The organism is Trueperaceae bacterium (assembly GCA_036381595.1).
Taxonomy (GTDB): Bacteria; Deinococcota; Deinococci; order Deinococcales; family Trueperaceae; genus DASVCN01.
In genome coordinates this window covers 35177-53655 of the sequence record DASVCN010000020.1, presented here as the reverse complement: position 1 = coordinate 53655, position 18479 = coordinate 35177, and the positions used below count along the sequence as shown (strand labels likewise).

Here is an 18479-nt window from a genome sequence, read left to right as displayed (position 1 = left end):
ATGAGCGGCCCGCTTCCACCCCTCCGGAACCTAGCTCGCCCGACCTGACAGCAGTGAGGCCGACTCTCGGTCGAGGTAGAGAACGGCTCCTGGATGAGCCCGCAGGACCGACGCCGGACAAGCAGTGCTCATCTCGCCCTCGACGGTGCGCTCGACCGCCCGGGCCTTGTTGCGGCCCGGCACGATGCAGTGGATCCTCTTCACCGAAGTTATGGCCGGTACGGTAAGCGTCATCGCTTCGGTAGGCACCTCGTCGAGGCTTCCGAAGAGGCCCTCGTTGACCTGCTGGCGCCGGGACGCCTGGTCCAGCTCGACGAGGCGTACCAGTCGCGGGTCGTCGAAGTCGGTCTCGCCCGGCTCATTGAAGGCGATGTGACCGTTCTCTCCGATACCGATGCAGGCGATGTCGAGCCGGTGGCTCCTCAGCAGGGCCTGATAGCGCTGGCACTCCTCCGCGGCGGAGGAGGCGACGCCGTTCAGCAGATGGGTCTCTGCCATCTCCACCCGCTCGAAGAGGTGCTCCCTCAGGAACCGCACGAAAGACCTCGGCTCATCGCTCCCGATCCCCACGTACTCGTCCAGGTGGAACGCGGCCACTCGATTCCAGGGAAGGTCGGGCGTGACGACGAGGGCTTGGAGGAGTTCGAGTTGTGAAGGGGCAGAGGCGAACACCATGCCCAGCGAGCCGCGTGCCCTGACCAGTTCCCGCATGTCTTCCGCCACGCCCCTGGCGGCCGCTTCTCCGGCTGCTACCCGGTCCTCGAAGATGTGCACGAGCAACCGGTCCGCCTCGAACGACGCGATCTCCCCCTCGTCACTCCTTGCCTGCATCTGTCGCTCCATCCCCGCTGCCGCCGGCCACTATCCGGCCGCCTACGATCGTCATCGATGCCTTCAGGTCCTCGTCGAGTACGACTATATCTGCATCGGCCCCGTGCACCAGCCGGCCCTTCCTGTGGTCGATGCCCAGGAGGCGTGCCGGGTTGACAGTGAACATCTGCAGCGCCTCCAGAAGGGGGACTTGCGCCGTGCGCACCATGGTCCGCACCAGGTCGTGTCCCAGCGCCACGGAGCCGGCGAAAGCGCTGCGGTCCGGAAGCTTCGCGACCCCGTCCTCGACCAGGACCCGACGGGAGGCGGACCCCGAGCCCAGGCTGTATTCGCCCGGTCCGAGGCCCGCGGCCCGCATCGCGTCGGTGGTGAGGACAATGCGTGAGGGACCTTTGACCTTGTAGATGAGTCGCAGCAGTTCGGCCGGGAGGTGGCGGCCGTCGGCGATCACCTCTACCCAGAGCGGGTCGTGCAGGTAACCGCCTTCCACCAGGCCGGCTACCCGGTAGGCGTTCTCGCGTGTCACACCCTCCATTCCGGAATAGAAGTGGGTGATCAGCTCGTAGCCGTGGTCCAGCGCCTCGAGGAGTTCCTCGCCCCTCACCGCCGAATGGCCGATCGAAGCGACCATGCCTCGTCCGCGCAGCTCGAGTCCCAGCGCCATCCCTCCGGGCAGTTCCGGCGCCACCGTCATCCGCCTCACGCCGTTCTCGGGACGCAGCAACAACTCGATTTCTGCTTCGGCAGGGGCGCTCATGGACCGCGGATCGAGCGCTCCGGACTGTTCGGGGTTGAGGAAGGGGCCCTCGAGGTGCAGCCCCAGAGGCTGGGCGCCCGCCCTACCCCCGTTCGCCGCCACGAACGAACGGTAGGCGGCGAACACCGGCTCGAGCTGCTCGAGGGGCACGGCCACCGTGGTGGGCAGGAAGGAGGTGATCCCGCCGGCGGCGTGCGCGGCGGCGACGGCGGCGAGCGCCTCGGGGGAGGCGTCCATCACGTCGGCGCCTCCGCCTCCGTGGACGTGCGAGTCGATGAAGCCAGGGGCCGCCAGCGCACCGTTGAGGTCGACGACCCGGGCCTCGACGAGCAGTTCGGGAGGCGGATCACCCTTGCCGACCGCACCGATCACGCCGTTCTCGACGAGCAGGTACCCTTCGAAGAGGCGGTGAGGTGTGGCGAGCGTGCCGCCGATCAGCGCAAGCCTCATGGCTCGGGCGCCCGCCGCTCGAAGGCCCGTTCGATGCGGCAGCCGTACTCAGGGCCGCTCATTCGCCCTCGCCCTCCTCCGCGAGACGGTATGTCCGCCTGGCTTGCCCGTAGGCCAGGTCGACGGCGGCTTCGGCCGCATCCGCCTCGTCCATGAGCCCGCGCGTCACTTCGCCGGCCAGCCAGTTGCAGGTTACACGCCGCCAGACGTCGTGACGGGCAGGTATCGAGGCGAACGCCCGGGTGTCGTCGTTGAAACCGGCGAGGTTGTAGATCCCTGCCGTCTCGATGACGGCATCGAGGTACCTCTCCATCCCCTTCACCGAGTCGAAGAACCACCAGGGTGCGCCCAGACGCAAGCAGGGGTAGTGGCCTGCCAGCGGCGCCAGTTCGCGTCCGTAGGCGCTCTCGTCCAGCGTGTAGACGATTAGCCGGAATCCCGGTTCGACGCCGTAGTCGTTCAGAAGGGCGCGGAGCGAGCGCGTCCATTCGGTGCGAACCGGGATGTCTGCCCCCATGTCCGGCCCGAACCGATCGAACAGCGCCCGGTTGTGATTGCGGAGGCTGCCAGCGTGGATCTGCATCACCAGGTGATCTTCGGTGCTCATCCGCGCGAACTCCATGAGCATGTGAGCGCTGAACCTGGCGGCGTCGCTGTCGCTGGCCTCGCCTTCCAGGGCCCTCTCGAACAGTTCGCTCGCTTCCCGTGCCGACAGCCTCTCGGTGTGGGGACTTGGTACGCCGTGATCGCTGGCCGTCGCTCCGGCCCTGCAGAAGGCCCGCCGGCGCTCCTCCAGCGCCGCGATGAAGCTCCGGTAGTCGCGCACCTCGACGCCGGTGAGGTCGCTCAGCCGGCTCAGGTTCTCCATCCAGTCGCGCGCCGCGACGTTCATCAGGGCATCGGGACGGAACGTGGGCCGAACGTTCAGCCCGTCTTCCTGCAGAAGGCGGTGCTGCTCGAGGTCGTCAGTGGCCGCATCGGTGGTGCAGAGGACCTCGATGCCGAAGCGTTCGAACAGCGCCCGCGCCCTGAACTCTTCGCTCGCCAGCTTCTCCTCCAGCTGGTCGTAGATCCGCTGGGCGCTCTCGCCGGTGAGCGGTTCCTGGATCCCGAAGAGCGTGATCAGCTCGTCCTTGAGCCAAAGCCCCGTTGGGGTGCCGCGGAAGAGGTAGAAGTTCTCCGCGAACAGCTGCCACACTCGACGGTGGTCTCTTTCGCCGGCACCGCGCTTGCCCGCCAGGCCCAGTTCCTCCAGACCGACCCCCTGGCTGTAGAGCATCCGGAAGACGTAATGGTCGGGGATGACGAAGAGATCAGCAGGGCTCCCCAGCCGGGCTTCCGGATCGACCAGCAGCGCGGGTGAGACGTGCCCGTGCGGGCAAACGAGGGGAAGACCGGCGACTCGCTCGTAGAGATCGCGCCCGCGGTCGCGTTGAGCCGGAACGGGGGAGAAGCAACGATCCGGGTCGAGATCCCAGCTGATGCGCTCGGCCATCCGGCTATACCCCGGCGAAGGCCGAGAAACCTCCGTCCACCGGCACTACCACTCCCGTGACGAACTTCGACGCGTCGCCGGCGAGCCAGAGGAGCGTGCCAACCAGTTCGTCCGGCTCGCCGAAACGGCCCATTGGGGTGTGGTCGATTATCTGCCGCCCGCGAGGGGTGTAGTTGCCGCCATCCTCGAGCAGCAGCCCGCGGTTCTGTTCGCCGATGAAGAACCCCGGTGCGATCGCGTTCACGCGCAGCGACGGGCCATACTTGGTGGCGAGCTCGACTGCCAGCCAACGGGTGAAGTTGTCGATCGCCGCCTTCGCTGCCCCGTAACCGATCACCCGTGTGAGCGGCCGTTGGGCCGCCATGGAGGACACGTTCACGATCGAGCCGCTGCGCCTGAGGGCCATGGGACGGCCGAACACCTGGGTGGGCAGGAGCGTGCCCGTCAGGTTCAGTTCGACTACCGCTCTGAACGCGTCCGCATCGAGGTCGAACAGGGTGAGGTCACCCACCACGGTCGCTTCCGGCCTGTTCCCGCCCGCGCAGTTGACGAGGATGTCCACCTGTCCCCAACTGTCCAGCACGGCGTCGCGAGCCGCTTCCAGCTCCGTCTTGTCCAAGACGTCCGCTGTCAGCGCCAGCGCTTCTCCGCCGGCGGCTGCGACCGTGTCGGCTACCTCCTGGGCTCTGGCCGTGCGCCGTCCAAGGACCCCCACTCTCGCACCCGCCGCCGCCAGGCCCCGGGCCATCGCGCCACCCAGCACACCGGTGCCGCCGGTGATGATAGCGACCCGGCCATCGAGATCGAACAGTTTCACTCGGACTCGCTCAGCTGATGGGCAGCACGATCACCCGTCAGGACGCTGGTCACAGGTGCCTCCTCGCGGTCGTCAGGCCGGATAGGCTCCGGACTCCCCCGAGCCGTTCGGTTCGCCCTGAAACAGGCAGCCCTCACCCTGAGCCTCGCCCCGGATATTAACAGACGCGTTAGTCGATCCGGTAACTGCCTACCAGCCTGTTCATGCCCAGCACGTGCCGCTCCGTCTTCTCCAGGAGTTGCTCCAGGTTCAGGCCTGGTGCGAAGTCGAGTTCCCGGTCGAGCGCCATCACCCAGAAGTAGTAGTGGTGGGTGCCGTGCCCGACAGGCGGCTTGGGACCTCCGTAGCCGGTGCCGCCGAAGTCGTTCACGCCCTGCCGCCCTTCGCCGGTTCCCTCCGAAAGGCTCGTGGTCGAGCCGGGGAGCCCGTAGAGCACCCAGTGGGTGAAACCGAAGCTGCCGGGCTTCACCAGGGGAGCATCCGGATCGTGACAGAAGATCGCGAACGAACGGGTGCTCTCGGGCGCCCCGCTCCAGCTGAGCGGCGGGGAGACGTCCTCGCCCTCGGCGGTGTGCCGCCTGGGGATCTGCCCGTGCTGCTCGAAGGCGCTGCTCGTCAGCTTCATGTCGGAGAGTGCGAATCCCATCGTTCCTCCTTCGCGAACTACCCTCGCCCGACTCCGCAGCCGGAGTCCGTGTTCGCCGACAGATTGTGCCGTACCTGCCCCTCGAACTGCTCTTCGCGCCGCACCCTTGAGCATGGCATGCGCCTTCATAGGCACAAGCGGCTGGAGTTACAAGGGGTGGAGGCAGAGGTGGCTCAGCTACTGTGCGGAGCGGTTCACAGGCATCGAGGTGAACGGTACCTTCTACCGACTGCAGTCGAAGGACACCTTCCGGAAGTGGCGGGAGGAGACGCCGGACACCTTCCGTTTCGCGATCAAGGGGCACCGCTACGCCACTCACAGCAAGAAGCTGAACGATGTCGCCGAGCCTGTACGACTGATGAAGGAACGAGCCGAGCCGATGGGAGAGAAGCTGGCGGTAGTCGTATGGCAACTCCCGGCGAGCCTGCAGAAGAGTTCCGAGAAGTTGGCGAAGTTCCTGGACGACCTGGGTACCTGGCCGGAGGTGCGCCACGCTCTGGAGCTCCGCCACCGTAGCTGGTTCGACGACGAGACCGCGGCGCTGCTCGAGGAGCACGATGTTGCCGTGTGCCAATCGGACGCTCCCGACTTCCCCCTGTGGGAGCGTGTTACTACCGACCTCGTCTACGTTCGGCTCCACGGTCACACCCGCAAGTACGCCTCGCGTTACAGCAGCCGCCTCCTCCGCGGCTGGTCCCACAAGGTGTGCAACTGGCTGGACGAGGGCCGTGATGTGCACGTCTATTTCGACAACGATGCCGAGGGACACGCCCCCTACGACGCGCTCCGCTTGCTCGAGATGGTCCGCGGCGGGTCGGCGGGCTGAGGCCCGGATCGGGAGGAGCCGTTTCTACCGGTGCTCGCCCACCAGCCTGGCGCTCACCGGACCCAGGTCGTTCCCCCAGCTGTTGCCCACGTAGCTCGCCACCTGGGCTACCTGCTCGTCCGAGAGCTGGTTTCGGAACGCCGGCATGCCGCTGCCACCCTCCAGTATCTGCTCGACCAGCGCTGCGGCGACGTCCACTTCGCCCGCTAGTCGGGGTCCGAAGCCACCCTCACCCTCAACGCCATGACAGCCGCTGCAATGGGCGGCGAAGATCTCCGCCCCCGCCCCTGCGGAGACGGTGTCGGACTCCACCGCCGAAGTCGTCGCGGTAGCGGTTGCGGTCGGTGCTGGCGTCAGCAGGGCCCAGAGGACGACGATCGGGATGGCGACGAGGATCGAGATCACCAGGTTGCGCCTGAGTCTGTCGCCGCCCGGTCCGTCGGCGTTGGCCGGCAGCCCACGGAAGACCCGCCACTGCCGGCGTCCCAGGTGAAGGGCAACGAGCAGCATCAGCAGAGCGTTCACCGCATGGAGAGCTCGAGCCGGGCCCGCGAAACCGTTGACGAAGGCGTACTGCAGCGAGTAGAGCAGGAACAGGAGACCGACCCAGCCCAGGGCGTTCCTGCCTACGCCGCCGAGGAGCCCCGCGACGAGGAGGAGCAGGAAGAGCGACTCGAGGAGGTGGGCGAAGGTCACATGCCAACCGAAGTAGGCCGGATCGACAAGGATGCCGGCCCCGGCGAGATAGACCTGAGTAGCTACGCCGGCGGCGAAGAGCCAGCTGCCCCCAGGAAGACGGCGGCGGCGCCGCTGCGCAATGGGGAAGTCGAGGGTGTCGTCGAGTCGGCCATGTTTCCTTCCTCGTCGTGTTGGATCGCTTCTCGCTCCTGCCGGCAACAGCCTATCGTCGGGTGCGACGGCGGGTCTTCATCCGGAAGTATGAGAAGCGGCCCTGTGCCGACCTGCTATAAACGAGGCAGATGGGTTTCCTGCGTTTCCTGCTCCTGCCGACGATCTTCCTGCTGGCCAGCATCTACGTGCTCCGTCTGGCGACGCAGAACGGTTCCTTCCTCCTCTACTTCCTGGCTGCCGTTCTGTTGGGGATGGGGATCGCCAGCTACATGAGGTCGTGGAAGCGGCCGCCAGACGAGTAGTCGGCTCTGTGGCCCACTCAGTCGCCGGTTCCCGGTCCGTTCCGTATGAGCCTGTCGAAAGCCCCGGTCGGCAGCCTCGAACTTACGATCAACGGCGACTCCGGGTCGAAGCCGCCGAACCATTGCAACCATTCCCGTCCGTAGTTCACGCCCCGGTCCGGGCAGTGGCGCAGGCCCAATTCCGCCGGATCAGGCAGTCCGCCGGCGAGGAGACGCGCGTTCCCCTCCCGTAGCAAACCGAACTCGGCCAGGCGCGGGGTGATCGGCAAGGCGAAGATCTCGTCGCGGAACTGGACGAACTCGAACCGCTCTTCACCCTGGAGCTCGGCCAGACGTCGCAGCCGCTCGGCATGTCTGACGGCTTCGCCGCGGCCGAACGGCACCACCAGCAGGTAGTCGAGCTCTTCCGAGTGAGGCGCGGGGCCGAGGAGCAGGACCGGCGTACCGGCGTCGACGCTCGCTGCGGAGTCGCCTGTCGTCCCGGCCTCGCTCACTGCTTCCTCGAGGGCCGCTTCGCCTCGTTCGCTCAGCTCGAAGGTCCGGTCGGTCGACCGCGCCAGGTAGCCCTCGCCGAAGAGCCAGCGCACTATCCCGTCGGAGAGGAGTTGCGCTGAGCCCTCCCCCTCGGCCAACCAGCCGTGAGCGCCGTGCTGCAAGCTGCCGCCTCGCAGAGCGAGCAGTGCCGACCGTTGGGAGCTGTTGAAGCGCCTGCTCACGGCCACATGGTACGAGGCCGGAGCGTGCGCCTCCCGCTCGCGAGCCGACGCGGATTACACTTCGTCATGATCCGCCGGTCCCTCGGCCTCCTCCTGGTCCTCCTGCTGACCGGCAGCGTCGCCGCGCAACCTCCGCTGCCGAGCGACGGCGCGCTCTACGTCGGGACCAGCGAGCGGGGCAGGATGCTTCTCGCCTCGCTGCACCTGTTCCCTCCCGACGGCGCCGAACTGCAACTGCTCGAGGCTCCCGCCGGACCGGGCGAGGAGGCGAGCGTCGAACTCACCCTCACCGGTCCCTACATCGAGCACCAGCGGGAGTTGGAGGTGGTCACCGAGACGTGGACCTTCATCGCCGGCCTCCTGCCGGACGGGGGACTCGACTCGCAGGGGGCCGGCCAGCTCTACCTGTACGATCTCGAGCCGATCGAGTTCCGAGCGGTCGGCAGCGTCCTCCTCGGCGGCCTTCGGCTTGCCGATGGCAGCTTCGCCGTGCAGCGTTGGGCGCCCTTCTTTTACGCCGATCCGTGGAGCGAGATACCCTTCGATCTCGCCGTCGACGAGTTCGTGGCCGAGGGGCTGCTACAGCGCCGTGAGCTGCCCCGGACCCCTGCCGGTATCTACACCGACTCGCGGACCGTCTATCTGGCCGGATTCGACACCGACCTGGTCAGCTACTACATCGTCATCGACACCTACACTGGCGGCGCTCACCCGAACAGCCGCCGTGAGTCGCGTACGCTCCTCAGAGTGGACGGCGGCTGGGAAGCGGCAGGTGGCATCTGCGAGGTCCCGAAGCGACTGGGCTGGACGTGTGACGAAGCCACGATCCGCAGGAGCGTAATCGCTGGACTCAGGCGGCAAGGCGCCTCCTGGGTCGTGCAGGGCGAGGTGACGGAGGAGACCGAGTGGCTTCTCGATTCGTTCGTGATCAGCCCCTGGAGCGTTCGCGTACTCTTCGATCCCTACGCGGTGGGCCCCTACGTCCAGGGGCCCTACGAGGTCGACGTACCTCTGGAGGAACTGGGCCGATAAGACCGGTCGAACTCCGCTTCCGCTGCCGGCGACCCTGACATTCGCGCTCGCGAACTGTACAATCGACAGCTGAACAACGATCAGAGCCGCAACCGCGCGGCCGCCAGGTGAGCGGGGGGCGAACGGCAGCGACGATAGGGGACGTCGGCATGGTGGCCCGTGCGAGCGGTGAATCCCGAAGAGGAGGTAGCGATATAGGAAGGGGTCTGCGAAAAGCCGGACTCCGCAATGTCTGAACGGAACTCGGAAGAGCTGACGAATCTCGTCTGTGAGGCAACGGTTAGGAGAAGAGATGAAGAGAGTAGTGGCACTGTTGACGATCACGTTCTTCACGCTCGCCTGGGCTCAGGAAGATCAGCTCGAGATCTTCTCGTGGTGGGCCGGTGACGAAGGACCGGCGCTCGAGGCGCTCATCGACCTCTACGAACAGCAGTATCCCGAGACCGAGGTCATCAACGCCACCGTCACCGGCGGGGCAGGCGTAAACGCCCGAGCCGTGCTCAAGACCAGGATGCTGGGCGGCGAACCGCCCGACTCGTTCCAGGTACATGCCGGCCAGGAGTTGATCGGCACCTGGGTCACCGCCGACCGGATGGAGGACATCACCTTCATCTTCGAGGAGCAGGGCTGGATGGAGGCCTTCCCGCAGGGTCTCATCGATCTGATCAGTACCGACGAAGGGATCTGGAGCGTTCCCGTCAACATCCACCGCTCCAACGTGATGTGGTTCGTGCCCTCCAATCTCGAGGAGTGGGGCGTAGAGGCTCCGAGCAGCTGGCAGGAGTTCGTCGACACCACCTGCCCGGCGTTGCAGGACGCCGGAGTCACGCCGCTGGTGGTCGGTGAGCCCTGGACCCAGGTTCATCTGTGGGAGTCCGTCGCGCTCGCCGAACTGGGCGCCGACGGCTGGCAGAGCCTCTGGGACGGCGAACTGGCGTTCGACGACCCGCAGGTGGTGCAGACCTTCGAGACGTTCAGCAACGTCATGGAGTGCGCCAACGAAGACGCCGCCGGACTCACCTGGCAGCAGGCGACCGACCGGGTCGTGAACGGCCAGGCGGCATTCAACGTGATGGGGGACTGGGCCGCCGGCTACATGACCACGACCCTCGACCTCACGCCAGGCGAAGACTTCGGCTGGGCCGCCTCCCCGGGGACCGACGGGACCTTCATGCTCCTCTCCGACTCGTTCGGCCTCCCGGTCGGCGCCCCGCACCGCGAGAACGCGGTCGAGTGGCTCACGCTAGTAGGCTCGGCCGAGGCGCAGAACGTCTTCAACCCGCTCAAGGGCTCGATCTCGCCCCGGCTCGATACGGAGGCGAGCCTCTACAACGAGTACTCGCAATCGGCTCTCGAGGACTACCGAAACGACACTCTCGTGGGCAGCCTGCAGCACGGGGTAGTCGCTCCGGAAACGTTCATGAGCGAGTTCCCGGGCGTGATCCAGGGCCTGGCCGGGGGTGGCAGTCCGCAGGCCGCGGCCGCGGCCGCGCAGGAACTGGCCAACCAGGTCGGCATAGGGGATTGAGCTAGCGGACCAGGCGGCAGGGGCGGGAGACCGCCCCTGCTCCTCTTTAGAACCGGCTATCTTCCGATCGGGAACAACGCGGTGCGTCTGACCAGAGACCGTCTCACAGCCATCCTCATGATCTTGCCGTCGCTCGTGCTGCTGGGCGTCTTCGTCTACGGATTCATCGGCCGCACCGCCTACGTATCGCTGACCGACTGGGGGCAGAACCCGGCCCAGGCGCTTGCGCTGAATCCCGTCATCTCGTTCATCGGCCTAGAGAACTACCAGAGCCTGTTCACCAGCGCTCTCGACAGCCGCTTCCGGCAGGACCTGGTCAACACCTTCTTCTTCACCCTCTTCTTCCTGCTGGGCTGCCTGGCGATCGGCCTCACCCTCGCCATCCTGCTCGACCGACGGGTGAAGGGCGAAGGCTTCTTCCGGACGGTGTTCCTCTTCCCGATGGCGCTCGCCTTCATAGTCACCGGCACCATCTGGCGCTGGATGCTGCAGCCGCAGGGCGGCGTCAACGTGCTGCCCACCCTGATCGGCCTGCCGCGGCTCCAGTTCAGGTGGCTCACCAGCCGCGAGCAGGTGTGGCAGTTCAACTGGCAGAACCTGCCCGTCATCCTCGGCGTCGGCGTCGGCGTCATCCTCCTGTGGCTAACGGTCCTCTCGTTCCGGCGTGGGAGACGGGGCCGTGGAACGGTGATGGCCGTGCTGACGGCGGTCGCGGCGATCTGGACCGCGACCGGCGCCAGGAGCGTCGAGATCCTCTCGTACCCGGAGCCGCACGGCTTCAACCTCGCCCTGGTAGGCATCATCATCGCCGCCGTCTGGCAGATGTCGGGCTACACGATGGCCCTCTACCTCGCCGGCCTGCGCGGCATCTCCGACGACCTGCGCGAAGCCGCTCGCGTGGACGGCGCCAGTGAACTCCAGCTATTCCGCCACGTGATATTCCCACTGTTGGGGCCCATCTCGCTCTCGGCCGTCATAATCCTGGGGCACATCAGCCTCAAGATCTTCGACCTGATCTTCGCCATGGCGGGACCCGACAACATCCGCACCAGCGTGCCCGCGCTGTCGATGTACCTGCGCGCTTTCCGCGCCAATCAGTTCGCCGAGGGCGCGGCGATCGCCGTGGTCCTGCTGCTGATGGTGGGTGCTGTGATCATCCCCTACCTGTGGACTCAGCTGAGGGGTGAGGTGCGCAGATGACCGGGAGCACACGTGCCGGTCCGGGCACCTACCTGCTGCTGGCGCTCGCCTCGGCCTTCTTCCTGCTGCCGGTATATCTGGTGTTGATCACCGCTCTCAAGCCGCCCGCCGAGATCCAGCTGTCGACTACCTGGCATCTGCCGGACACCTGGAACTGGGGGAGCTTCGTCACCGCCTGGCGTGCGTTCTCGCCGCAGCTTCTGAACAGCCTGATCCTCACCGTGTCGGCGACCGCAGGGTCGGCTGTACTCGGCTCGCTCAACGGCTACGTCCTCTCCAAGTGGCGCTTCCCGGGTGCGAACGTCGTCTTCCCGCTGATCCTCTTCGGGATGTTCATCCCCTACCAGAGCATCCTCATCCCCCTCTTCCAGTTCCTGGCGTCGATAGGGCTCTACGGTTCGCTGGGTGGCCTGATCCTCACCCACATCGTCTACGGCCTGCCCATAACGACCCTCATCTTCCGCAACTTCTACGCCGAGATCCCCGACGAGATGATCGAGGCTGCCAAGATCGACGGGGCCGGTTTCTTCGGTATCTACCGCCGCGTGATCTTCCCGCTGTCGATCTCCGGCTTCGTGGTCGTCATCATCTGGCAGTTCACCCAGATCTGGAACGAGTTCCTCTTCGCCGTCACCCTTACAACCCAGGACACCCATCCGATAACGGTGGCGATCGCCAACCTGGCGGGAGGCGAGGCGGTCAACTGGAATCTGCCGATGGCCGGCGCTATCCTCGCCGCCCTGCCCACGCTCATCGTCTACATCGTGCTGGGCAAGTACTTCGTGCGTGGGCTGCTGGCGGGATCGGTGAAAGGCTGAGGCTCAGCGGGCGAACTTCAAGTGCACGACTTCGGGAGTGGCGACCGTCCGGACCAGCCGAAGCCCGTGCAGATCGTCTCCCACCCTTTCGAACAGTCGCTCGCCGCCGCCTAGCAGGATAGGCACCTGGTGGAGCAGCATCTCGTCCACCAGTCCGGCCGCGAGGTACTGGTTGCAGATGTCCGCGCCTCCGGCGAGGGCCACGTCCTTGCCTCCGGCAGCCTTCCGCGCCTCCTCCAGGGCGGTTTCGATGCCTCCGGTGACGAAAGTGAAGGTGGTGTCGTCGAGCTCGAGCGGTTCGCGCGGATAGTGGGTGACGACGAAGACCGGGTGGTGGAAGGGCGGTTTCTTGCCCCACCAGCCCTTCCACGGATTCTGGGCGTCCCAGTCGCCGGGATGTCCGCCGAACATGTTCCGGCCCATCAGCGTCGCGCCGATGTTCTCCAGCGACTCCTGGAAGATGGCGCTGCTCGCGTTGACCTCTCCGCCCTCCTTGCCGTGCGGCTCCCGCCAGGCCTGCAGGGGCACCACCCACTCGTGTAGCCCCTCGCCGCCGACCCCGAGGGGTTCCTCGACGCTCTGGTTCGGTCCGGCGACGTAACCGTCGAGCGATACCGAGATTCGCATCCTCAACTTCGACATGAGTAACTCTAGTCGAAAGTCGAAAGTGGAAAGTCGCGAGCGGCCGTGGCGGCGTACGGTAGGCGCGTACACCATGCCCGCTGGCGGACGCCGTCCGCACGCCGCTCCCATACGTGCTCCTATACGTCCAGGAGTCGCTCCAGCGTCCTGATGTTCCGGAGGGTCGAGGCTACTCGCCACCTCCGCTCGATGAGGCTGTTGCTCAGCTTCGAACGGTGCGAACTGCTGGCGTACCTGATGATCGCGGCACCTTCGGTGAGGCAGAGGAGGTCTTCGCCGTAGTCGCCTGAGGCCAGCTCCGCGAGACCCTCGGCGTCCGGTTCCTCGTCCCACATCGCCACCTGGATGCTGCCGCCTTCCGGGGTTTCGTACGGGTTGGCTTCGACCAGTCTGCGGAGTTCTCGGGGCTTCCGCGTCACCGCCGCCGTCGTCACCGCGAAGCGGTCGAGGATCAGCCGCTCGAGCGCGCTCTTCAGGCCGACTGGGTCGCGGGTGAAGCCGGGGAAGATCAGGTTTCCACTCTGCAAGAGGTAACGGCACTCGCCGAGGCCGGCGGCGTCTGCCTCGGCCACGAGCTGCTTCATCGGCACCTTGTTGACGCGGCCCAGGTTGACGGCCCGCAGGAAGACGAAGAGCCGGTCGTCGCTCACGAGGCCGAGGGTAGCACGAGGCCCCAGCGGATCCCGGCCGCCGAGAGTGACGCGAGTGACGCCGCCAGCCAACAGCAGCTACAACTGCGGGTCGAGCGGTCTCCACCTTAGCAGCGCGAACAGGGCGAACAGTTCGAGCCCGAACGGGAGGTAGCCCAGGTAGCCCAGCAAGGGCATCTCGAAGATGTGGAGGAATCCCACCCCCGGGATGTCGTAGACCCACTTCGGGTAACTGAAGTAGTTCCAGAGCTCCCAGAAGAAGCCGGTCATCAGGGCGCCTGCGGCGAGCGAGGCGACCGGCCGCCAATCGCCTCGCTCGAGCCGGTCGAGCAGCGAGGCCTTGCCCAGCAGGTGGTTGAGCGGGTCGAGGATAAGGTAGATGGCGCCCCAGATCAGCGGGAAGAAGAGGTCGGGGAAGCCGAGCGACAGCGCCAGCATCACAAACCCGATCGCGATGAGGAGCAGCAGATTGCGGCGGGTCGGCCGCAGTCGGGGGCCCGACCCGAACCGCTCGATCCAGGCGCTGTCGCGAACGAGTTCGGCGCTGGCGAACACGGCCGGCATGACGACCGAGAAGGCCACCGAGGCGAAGAGGGCGTAGGCGGCGTCGCCGATGAGCTCTCGCCCCAGGTAGCGCCAGTTGTGCAGAACGAGGTTGACCGCCTCGAAGAGCCACCAGGAGACCGCCGAGATGAGGAAGAGCATGACGGCCTCCGACGGTCCCGCCCGACTGAGCAGTGAACTTCCTCTGCGGCGGAGCACGAGGCCGTCGACGGTGAGGATGTAGCCCAGCCAGAGCGGGAAGAAGAGGAACATCGTCCGCAGGCCGGGGAGGAACCAGTTGAGTGGCCACATCACGGCGATCAGTGCTAGCCCCAGCCACAGGTGGCGGCCACGGTCGAGGAACCGGGTGCTTTTCTCCGTCATCGCTTCTCCGTCATCGTTCGAGCTTACTGGGAGCCGGGGAGTCATCGAGAAGCGAGGAACGGAATCTGGGCCCGACTTCACTCCCGGCTGCTCTCTCTGCCCTAGCCGACGGGACGCGAGGAAGGCGTCGGGTCGAAGGTGAGAGCGGCGACGTGCGAGCAGTAGCCGGTATCGAACCGAACGCTTCCGCCTGCGCCTGGCGTCAGGTCGCCTCGGTCTCCCCCGTACGCCCCATGCCGTGCACCGCCCGGACGCCCGTCATCAGGTCCTCCCAGGAGCCGGCTCCCAGCTCCTCGACGATCGCCTGCTGTGCCCGCTCCCAATCGCTGCTGGCTTCACAGAGTCGGCGGTCGCCTTCGGCGGTGAGGTAGAGTCGTCGCTCCCGTTTGTCTTCACCCGGTCGGCTCTCGAGCAGGCCGTCGCGCTCGAGCGGAGCGAGAGTGCGGGTTAGGGTGGTCCGGTCTGCGGCGAGGATCTCGGCGAGTCGGCCGACGGTTGGTCCTTCGGCCAGGCTCACCGCCACGAGCAGCGAGAACTGGGTACCCTTCAGGCCGTGCGGACGCAAGGCGTCGTCGAAGAGGTCGCCCAGGATCCGGGTCGCCTTGCGAACGTTGAAGTAGGTGCAGGTGCGGGCTATCTCTAGCCCGCGCTCACGGTCCAGCCGCTCGTCGCTTCTCTCCGTCAAGGTATCGCGCCCTCCTTGCCCACGATCCTGCGCAGCACCCCCAGTTGACCGGCGTGATAGGCCTGGTGGAAGAAGATGAAGTTCAGGAACTTCGCCAGTGTAGTCTCGGACTTCCCGCCGAAGTAGTTGCTCGTCGTGGCCAGGGCCTCGTCGTTCAGCGAAGCCAGTCCGGCTCCGATCCGGTCGCTGGACTCGGCGAAGATACGGCGCAGCTCATCGAAGTCGCATGCCGGCGAACCTTCGCCGATCGGGTCCGATCCGCGGCGGTAGCGTTCCAGCGTGCCGTTATCCACGACCTTCGGCTGACCGAGGTGGGGGAGCGTCTGTTCGTAGCTGTGTGCCAGGTGGCCAAGGATCCAGTTCGCGCAGCTGCCGGCCGGCCGTGGTGCGATGAGGCTCTCGGGGTGGGAGATGCCTTCGATGTTGACCTCGACCGTCTGTCGGATGATGCGGGCACTGTGAGCGAACAGGCTGACTTCGGGTGCCGGTCCCATCGCATCCCCCTCCTGTTGTGGTGTTTCCGACGACGAGCGCATATGCACCTATCATAACCGTCACCGTCTCAGTCATCCGTTGGCGCAGCACTGGTGCGGATTTCGACGCTCCTCAGTTCACGTTGCGGCAGCCACAGGCCTATGAGCAGGCCCAGGACGGTCACGGCGAGGTCGGTGAGGAACACCAGGCTGAGGCCCGACCCCAAGGCCTCGCGCAGGCTCTCTATGAATGGACCGAATAGGCCCGGGCCGGCCAGCGAAGCGACGGTCTCCCGGGCCCGATCGAGCGCTTCGGGGTTGGTGAGCAGGTTGGGGTCTGCCAGCTCCTCCGTGACGCCTCGAGGCAGGGCGCGCAGCTCGGCGGGCAGCGAAGACGCCAGTCCCCGGCGGACCCTGGCTGTTACGAGGGTGCCGAAGAGCGTTACGCCGATCGTGCCCCCGATCTGGCGGAAGAACTGATTGGCGCTGGTGACCGTTCCCAGCAGGTTCGGCGGCAAGGCGTTCTGGACCGCCAGGATCAGGAGCGAATTGGTGGGACCGATGCCCAGCCCCAGGACGACCATGTAAATGACCGTGTGCCAGGTTGGCGTCTGAGATCCCATGGTGCTGGCGAGGTAGAAGCCGAACGCCATCACCCCCAGGCCTCCCAGGATGTACGGCTTGTAGCGTCCGGTACGGGTGACGAGGATGCCGGAGGCTGTGCTGCTGATGATCATCCCGAACATGAGCGGAGCCAGGGCGAAGCCGCTGGCCGCGGCGCTGCCGCCCTGAACGCCCTGCACGAAGAGCGGCAGGTAGATGACGGCGCCGAAGAGGCCGACGCCGGTGAGGAAGCTGGTGGCGTTGGCGACGTTGAAGGTTGGGTCGCGGAAGAGGGCTGGCGCCAGAATCGGGGAGGAAGTTCGGGCCTGGCGCCATCCGAAGAGTGCGATGCTCCCTGCCGAGAAGAGGAGCAGGCCCAGGATCGGTGCCGACCTCCAGGGCAGCTCCACGCCACCCCAGGTGAGTGCGAGGAGCAACGGAACCAGGCCGAGGACCAGCAGCAGGCTACCCGCCAGGTCCAGCCCGTGACCTCGTTGGCTTTCGCCTTGAGGCAGGTAGCGGCTTATCACGATGAAGGCCACGATCGCGACCGGCACGTTTACGAAGAAGACCCATCGCCAGCCCAGGGTGTCGGTTATGAGACCGCCGACGATGGGGCCCACCACCGAACTGATACCGAACGCCGCCCCGTTGAAGCCCTGGTACTGGGCGCGTTCGCGGGGGCTGAAGATGTCGCCGATTGCTGCCCACGCCATCCCCATCAACGCTCCCCCGCCGATCCCCTGGAGGACCCTCGAGGCGATGAGCTGCGGCATGTTCTGGGCGAAGCCCGAGAGAACGCTGCTCAGGGAGAAGAGGACGATGCCGAAGAGGAGGATCGAACGGCGGCCGTAGATGTCGCTGAGCCGACCGTAGATGGGCAGGGTTACGGTTGAGGCGAGCGAGAAGCTGGTGAACGCCCAGGCGTAGAGGTGGAAGCCTTCGAGCTCGGCGATGATCCTCGGTAGGGCCGTCCCCACGACGGTGAGGTTGAGAGAGGCGAGGAAGAGCACCGTCAGCACGCCCGCGAAGGCCAGGTGCTTCTCGCGGCGGGTCAGTTCCGGCATCGTCGGGCGTGGGGGTGGACGGGAAGCGGTCTGTTCACTACCCGGCCCAATCTACCAGTGGAACGGGCGGGGGCCCGGCGAGCGCCACGGGTCAGACCTAGTGCCGAGCAGGCGCCCACAAGCAGCGAGGCTATGTGCCGGGCAGGTGTTCGCGAGCGCCGCAGGCCTGGTGCCGAACAGGCGCGCGCACAAGCAGCGAGGCTCTGTGCCGCGCAGGGACCCGAGAGCGCCGCAGGCTCCGTCGAGTGCCGGTCTCAGTGAGCGACCGAGCCACCGCCCGCATTCGGTTAGGGTTGGAAGGGGGAGAGGGGAGTTCCGATGACGGCGAGAATGAACAGAAGCGATACCTTCCGTCTGGGCGGTGAACAGGAGATCCACCGCCTCGGCTTCGGCGCGATGAGAGTGACGGGCGAAGGGATCTGGGGCTCGCCCGCCGACCGTTCTGAAGCCATCCGGGTGATCCGCCGTGCGGTCGAGCTGGGAGTCGACTTCATCGACACGGCCGACTCGTACGGCCCAAACGTGAGCGAGGAACTCATAGCCGAAGCCCTGCACCCCTATCCAGACGGATTGATCATCGCCACCAAGGGTGGCCTGCTGAGGCCGGGACCGGGCAAGTGGGAGCCGGACGGCAGGCCCGAGCACCTGCGGGAGGCGCTCGAGGGCAGTCTAGGCCGGCTGCGCGTGGAGAGGATAGACCTCTACCAGTTCCACCGTCCCGATCCGAAGGTGCCGTTCGAGGAGTCGGTGGGCGCCATCGCCGAGTGGCAGCGGGAGGGGCTCATCCGCTTCGTCGGCCTGTCGAACGTGAGCGTCGAGCAGCTGGAAACCGCACTGCAGATAACGGACATCGTCTCGGTACAGAACCGGTACAGCCTGGAGCAGCGCGGCTCGCAGGCAGTGCTCGAGAGGTGCCAAGAGTTGGGTGTCGGCTTCATCCCCTGGGGCCCGCTCGATGCCGGCAAACTTCAGGGCGCGGTCGAGGAGATCGCTTCCCGCCACGACGCGACCCCGGCCCAGGTCGCTATCGCCTGGCTCCTGCAGAGCTCCCCGGTGCAGCTGCCCATCCCCGGCACTTCGAAAGTGTCCCATCTCGAGGAGAACATCGCGGCCAGCGGCCTCGAGCTCTCCGAGGAGGACATCCAGGAACTCTCCGACTGAA

20 protein-coding genes are annotated in these 18479 nt (G+C 66.4%); 7 read left to right on the top strand and 13 right to left on the bottom strand.

The window, feature by feature from the left end; genetic code table 11:
• Nucleotides 1-30: 30 nt before the first annotated feature.
• The 5 genes from VF168_05375 to VF168_05355 all read right to left on the bottom strand — a co-directional run bounded on the left by VF168_05375 (nt 31) and on the right by VF168_05355 (nt 4996).
• Entirely contained in the window at nt 31-831 is an 801-nt protein-coding gene (locus VF168_05375; GenBank protein HEX7003594.1) for a glucosamine-6-phosphate deaminase, read from the bottom strand.
• Nucleotides 815-2038 carry an N-acetylglucosamine-6-phosphate deacetylase gene (gene nagA, locus VF168_05370; GenBank protein HEX7003593.1) on the bottom strand — a complete coding sequence of 408 codons (1224 nt, stop codon included), beginning with the start codon at nt 2036-2038 and terminating at the stop codon, nt 815-817. The genes VF168_05375 and nagA overlap by 17 nt, the downstream gene beginning before the upstream one ends.
• 58 nt (nt 2039-2096) lie before the next feature.
• Nucleotides 2097-3533, bottom strand: a complete 1437-nt coding sequence (gene uxaC / locus VF168_05365; protein ID HEX7003592.1) for a glucuronate isomerase — start codon at nt 3531-3533, stop codon at nt 2097-2099.
• 4 nt (nt 3534-3537) lie between these two features.
• Nucleotides 3538-4350, bottom strand: coding sequence for an SDR family oxidoreductase (locus VF168_05360; GenBank protein HEX7003591.1), 813 nt, complete (start codon nt 4348-4350; stop codon nt 3538-3540).
• Between the two features lie 169 nt (nt 4351-4519).
• Nucleotides 4520-4996, bottom strand: a complete 477-nt coding sequence (locus VF168_05355; protein ID HEX7003590.1) for a YbhB/YbcL family Raf kinase inhibitor-like protein — start codon at nt 4994-4996, stop codon at nt 4520-4522.
• A 112-nt stretch (nt 4997-5108) separates the two neighbouring features.
• Between VF168_05355 and VF168_05350 the strand changes: the two genes are divergently transcribed.
• The gene (locus tag VF168_05350; GenBank protein ID HEX7003589.1) at nt 5109-5822 is read left to right on the top strand and encodes a DUF72 domain-containing protein; all 714 of its coding nucleotides are present in this window, start codon (nt 5109-5111) and stop codon (nt 5820-5822) included.
• A 24-nt stretch (nt 5823-5846) separates the two neighbouring features.
• Here VF168_05350 and VF168_05345 read toward each other — a convergent pair whose 3' ends face one another.
• Nucleotides 5847-6719 (bottom strand): c-type cytochrome, encoded by an 873-nt coding sequence (locus VF168_05345; protein HEX7003588.1) that lies wholly within the window; start codon nt 6717-6719, stop codon nt 5847-5849.
• 83 nt (nt 6720-6802) lie between these two features.
• Between VF168_05345 and VF168_05340 the strand changes: the two genes are divergently transcribed.
• Entirely contained in the window at nt 6803-6976 is a 174-nt protein-coding gene (locus tag VF168_05340) for a hypothetical protein (protein HEX7003587.1), read from the top strand.
• Between the two features lie 17 nt (nt 6977-6993).
• Here VF168_05340 and VF168_05335 read toward each other — a convergent pair whose 3' ends face one another.
• Nucleotides 6994-7692 carry a hypothetical protein gene (locus tag VF168_05335; protein ID HEX7003586.1) on the bottom strand — a complete coding sequence of 233 codons (699 nt, stop codon included), beginning with the start codon at nt 7690-7692 and terminating at the stop codon, nt 6994-6996.
• Nucleotides 7693-7758: 66 nt separating this feature from the next.
• Here VF168_05335 and VF168_05330 point away from each other — a divergent pair, with 66 nt between their 5' ends.
• From VF168_05330 to VF168_05315, 4 genes are all read left to right on the top strand, one after another.
• A complete protein-coding gene (locus VF168_05330) occupies nt 7759-8724 on the top strand; it encodes a DUF3298 domain-containing protein (protein HEX7003585.1) in 966 nt (321 codons plus the stop codon).
• 292 nt (nt 8725-9016) lie between these two features.
• Nucleotides 9017-10252, top strand: coding sequence for an ABC transporter substrate-binding protein (locus tag VF168_05325; GenBank protein HEX7003584.1), 1236 nt, complete (start codon nt 9017-9019; stop codon nt 10250-10252).
• Between the two features lie 81 nt (nt 10253-10333).
• Nucleotides 10334-11452: a sugar ABC transporter permease gene (locus VF168_05320; protein ID HEX7003583.1), complete on the top strand. Its 1119-nt coding sequence runs from the start codon at nt 10334-10336 to the stop codon at nt 11450-11452.
• Entirely contained in the window at nt 11449-12270 is an 822-nt protein-coding gene (locus tag VF168_05315) for a carbohydrate ABC transporter permease (GenBank protein HEX7003582.1), read from the top strand. Before VF168_05320 ends, VF168_05315 begins: the two co-directional genes overlap by 4 nt.
• A 3-nt stretch (nt 12271-12273) precedes the next feature.
• On the opposite strand, the gene VF168_05310 is transcribed toward VF168_05315, so the two are convergent.
• The 6 genes from VF168_05310 to VF168_05285 form a co-directional block, all read right to left on the bottom strand.
• Nucleotides 12274-12912, bottom strand: a complete 639-nt coding sequence (locus VF168_05310; GenBank protein HEX7003581.1) for a dihydrofolate reductase family protein — start codon at nt 12910-12912, stop codon at nt 12274-12276.
• Between the two features lie 119 nt (nt 12913-13031).
• Nucleotides 13032-13562, bottom strand: coding sequence for a DUF1697 domain-containing protein (locus VF168_05305; GenBank protein HEX7003580.1), 531 nt, complete (start codon nt 13560-13562; stop codon nt 13032-13034).
• Nucleotides 13563-13640: 78 nt separating this feature from the next.
• Nucleotides 13641-14489 carry a hypothetical protein gene (locus tag VF168_05300; GenBank protein ID HEX7003579.1) on the bottom strand — a complete coding sequence of 283 codons (849 nt, stop codon included), beginning with the start codon at nt 14487-14489 and terminating at the stop codon, nt 13641-13643.
• A 202-nt stretch (nt 14490-14691) separates the two neighbouring features.
• Nucleotides 14692-15174 (bottom strand): MarR family transcriptional regulator, encoded by a 483-nt coding sequence (locus VF168_05295; GenBank protein HEX7003578.1) that lies wholly within the window; start codon nt 15172-15174, stop codon nt 14692-14694.
• Nucleotides 15171-15668 carry a DinB family protein gene (locus VF168_05290; protein HEX7003577.1) on the bottom strand — a complete coding sequence of 166 codons (498 nt, stop codon included), beginning with the start codon at nt 15666-15668 and terminating at the stop codon, nt 15171-15173. The genes VF168_05295 and VF168_05290 overlap by 4 nt, the downstream gene beginning before the upstream one ends.
• A 68-nt stretch (nt 15669-15736) precedes the next feature.
• A complete protein-coding gene (locus VF168_05285) occupies nt 15737-17317 on the bottom strand; it encodes an MDR family MFS transporter (protein HEX7003576.1) in 1581 nt (526 codons plus the stop codon).
• 318 nt (nt 17318-17635) lie between these two features.
• Here VF168_05285 and VF168_05280 point away from each other — a divergent pair, with 318 nt between their 5' ends.
• Nucleotides 17636-18478, top strand: a complete 843-nt coding sequence (locus VF168_05280) for an aldo/keto reductase (GenBank protein ID HEX7003575.1) — start codon at nt 17636-17638, stop codon at nt 18476-18478.
• Nucleotide 18479 lies beyond the last annotated feature (1 nt).

Excerpts from the sequence above, each read along its gene's own strand:
- VF168_05375 (HEX7003594.1), bottom strand. The coding sequence starts at position 831 with ATGCAGGCAAGGAGTGACGAGGGGGAGATCGCGTCGTTCGAGGCGGAC.
- VF168_05350 (HEX7003589.1), top strand. The coding sequence starts at position 5,109 with ATGGCATGCGCCTTCATAGGCACAAGCGGCTGGAGTTACAAGGGGTGG.
- VF168_05310 (HEX7003581.1), bottom strand. The coding sequence starts at position 12,912 with ATGTCGAAGTTGAGGATGCGAATCTCGGTATCGCTCGACGGTTACGTC.
- uxaC (HEX7003592.1), bottom strand. The coding sequence starts at position 3,533 with ATGGCCGAGCGCATCAGCTGGGATCTCGACCCGGATCGTTGCTTCTCC.
- nagA (HEX7003593.1), bottom strand. The coding sequence starts at position 2,038 with ATGAGGCTTGCGCTGATCGGCGGCACGCTCGCCACACCTCACCGCCTC.
- VF168_05315 (HEX7003582.1), top strand. The coding sequence starts at position 11,449 with ATGACCGGGAGCACACGTGCCGGTCCGGGCACCTACCTGCTGCTGGCG.
- VF168_05330 (HEX7003585.1), top strand. The coding sequence starts at position 7,759 with ATGATCCGCCGGTCCCTCGGCCTCCTCCTGGTCCTCCTGCTGACCGGC.
- VF168_05325 (HEX7003584.1), top strand. The coding sequence starts at position 9,017 with ATGAAGAGAGTAGTGGCACTGTTGACGATCACGTTCTTCACGCTCGCC.
- VF168_05280 (HEX7003575.1), top strand. The coding sequence starts at position 17,636 with ATGACGGCGAGAATGAACAGAAGCGATACCTTCCGTCTGGGCGGTGAA.
- VF168_05300 (HEX7003579.1), bottom strand. The coding sequence starts at position 14,489 with ATGACGGAGAAAAGCACCCGGTTCCTCGACCGTGGCCGCCACCTGTGG.
- VF168_05355 (HEX7003590.1), bottom strand. The coding sequence starts at position 4,996 with ATGGGATTCGCACTCTCCGACATGAAGCTGACGAGCAGCGCCTTCGAG.
- VF168_05285 (HEX7003576.1), bottom strand. The coding sequence starts at position 17,317 with ATGCCGGAACTGACCCGCCGCGAGAAGCACCTGGCCTTCGCGGGCGTG.
- VF168_05340 (HEX7003587.1), top strand. The coding sequence starts at position 6,803 with ATGGGTTTCCTGCGTTTCCTGCTCCTGCCGACGATCTTCCTGCTGGCC.
- VF168_05290 (HEX7003577.1), bottom strand. The coding sequence starts at position 15,668 with ATGGGACCGGCACCCGAAGTCAGCCTGTTCGCTCACAGTGCCCGCATC.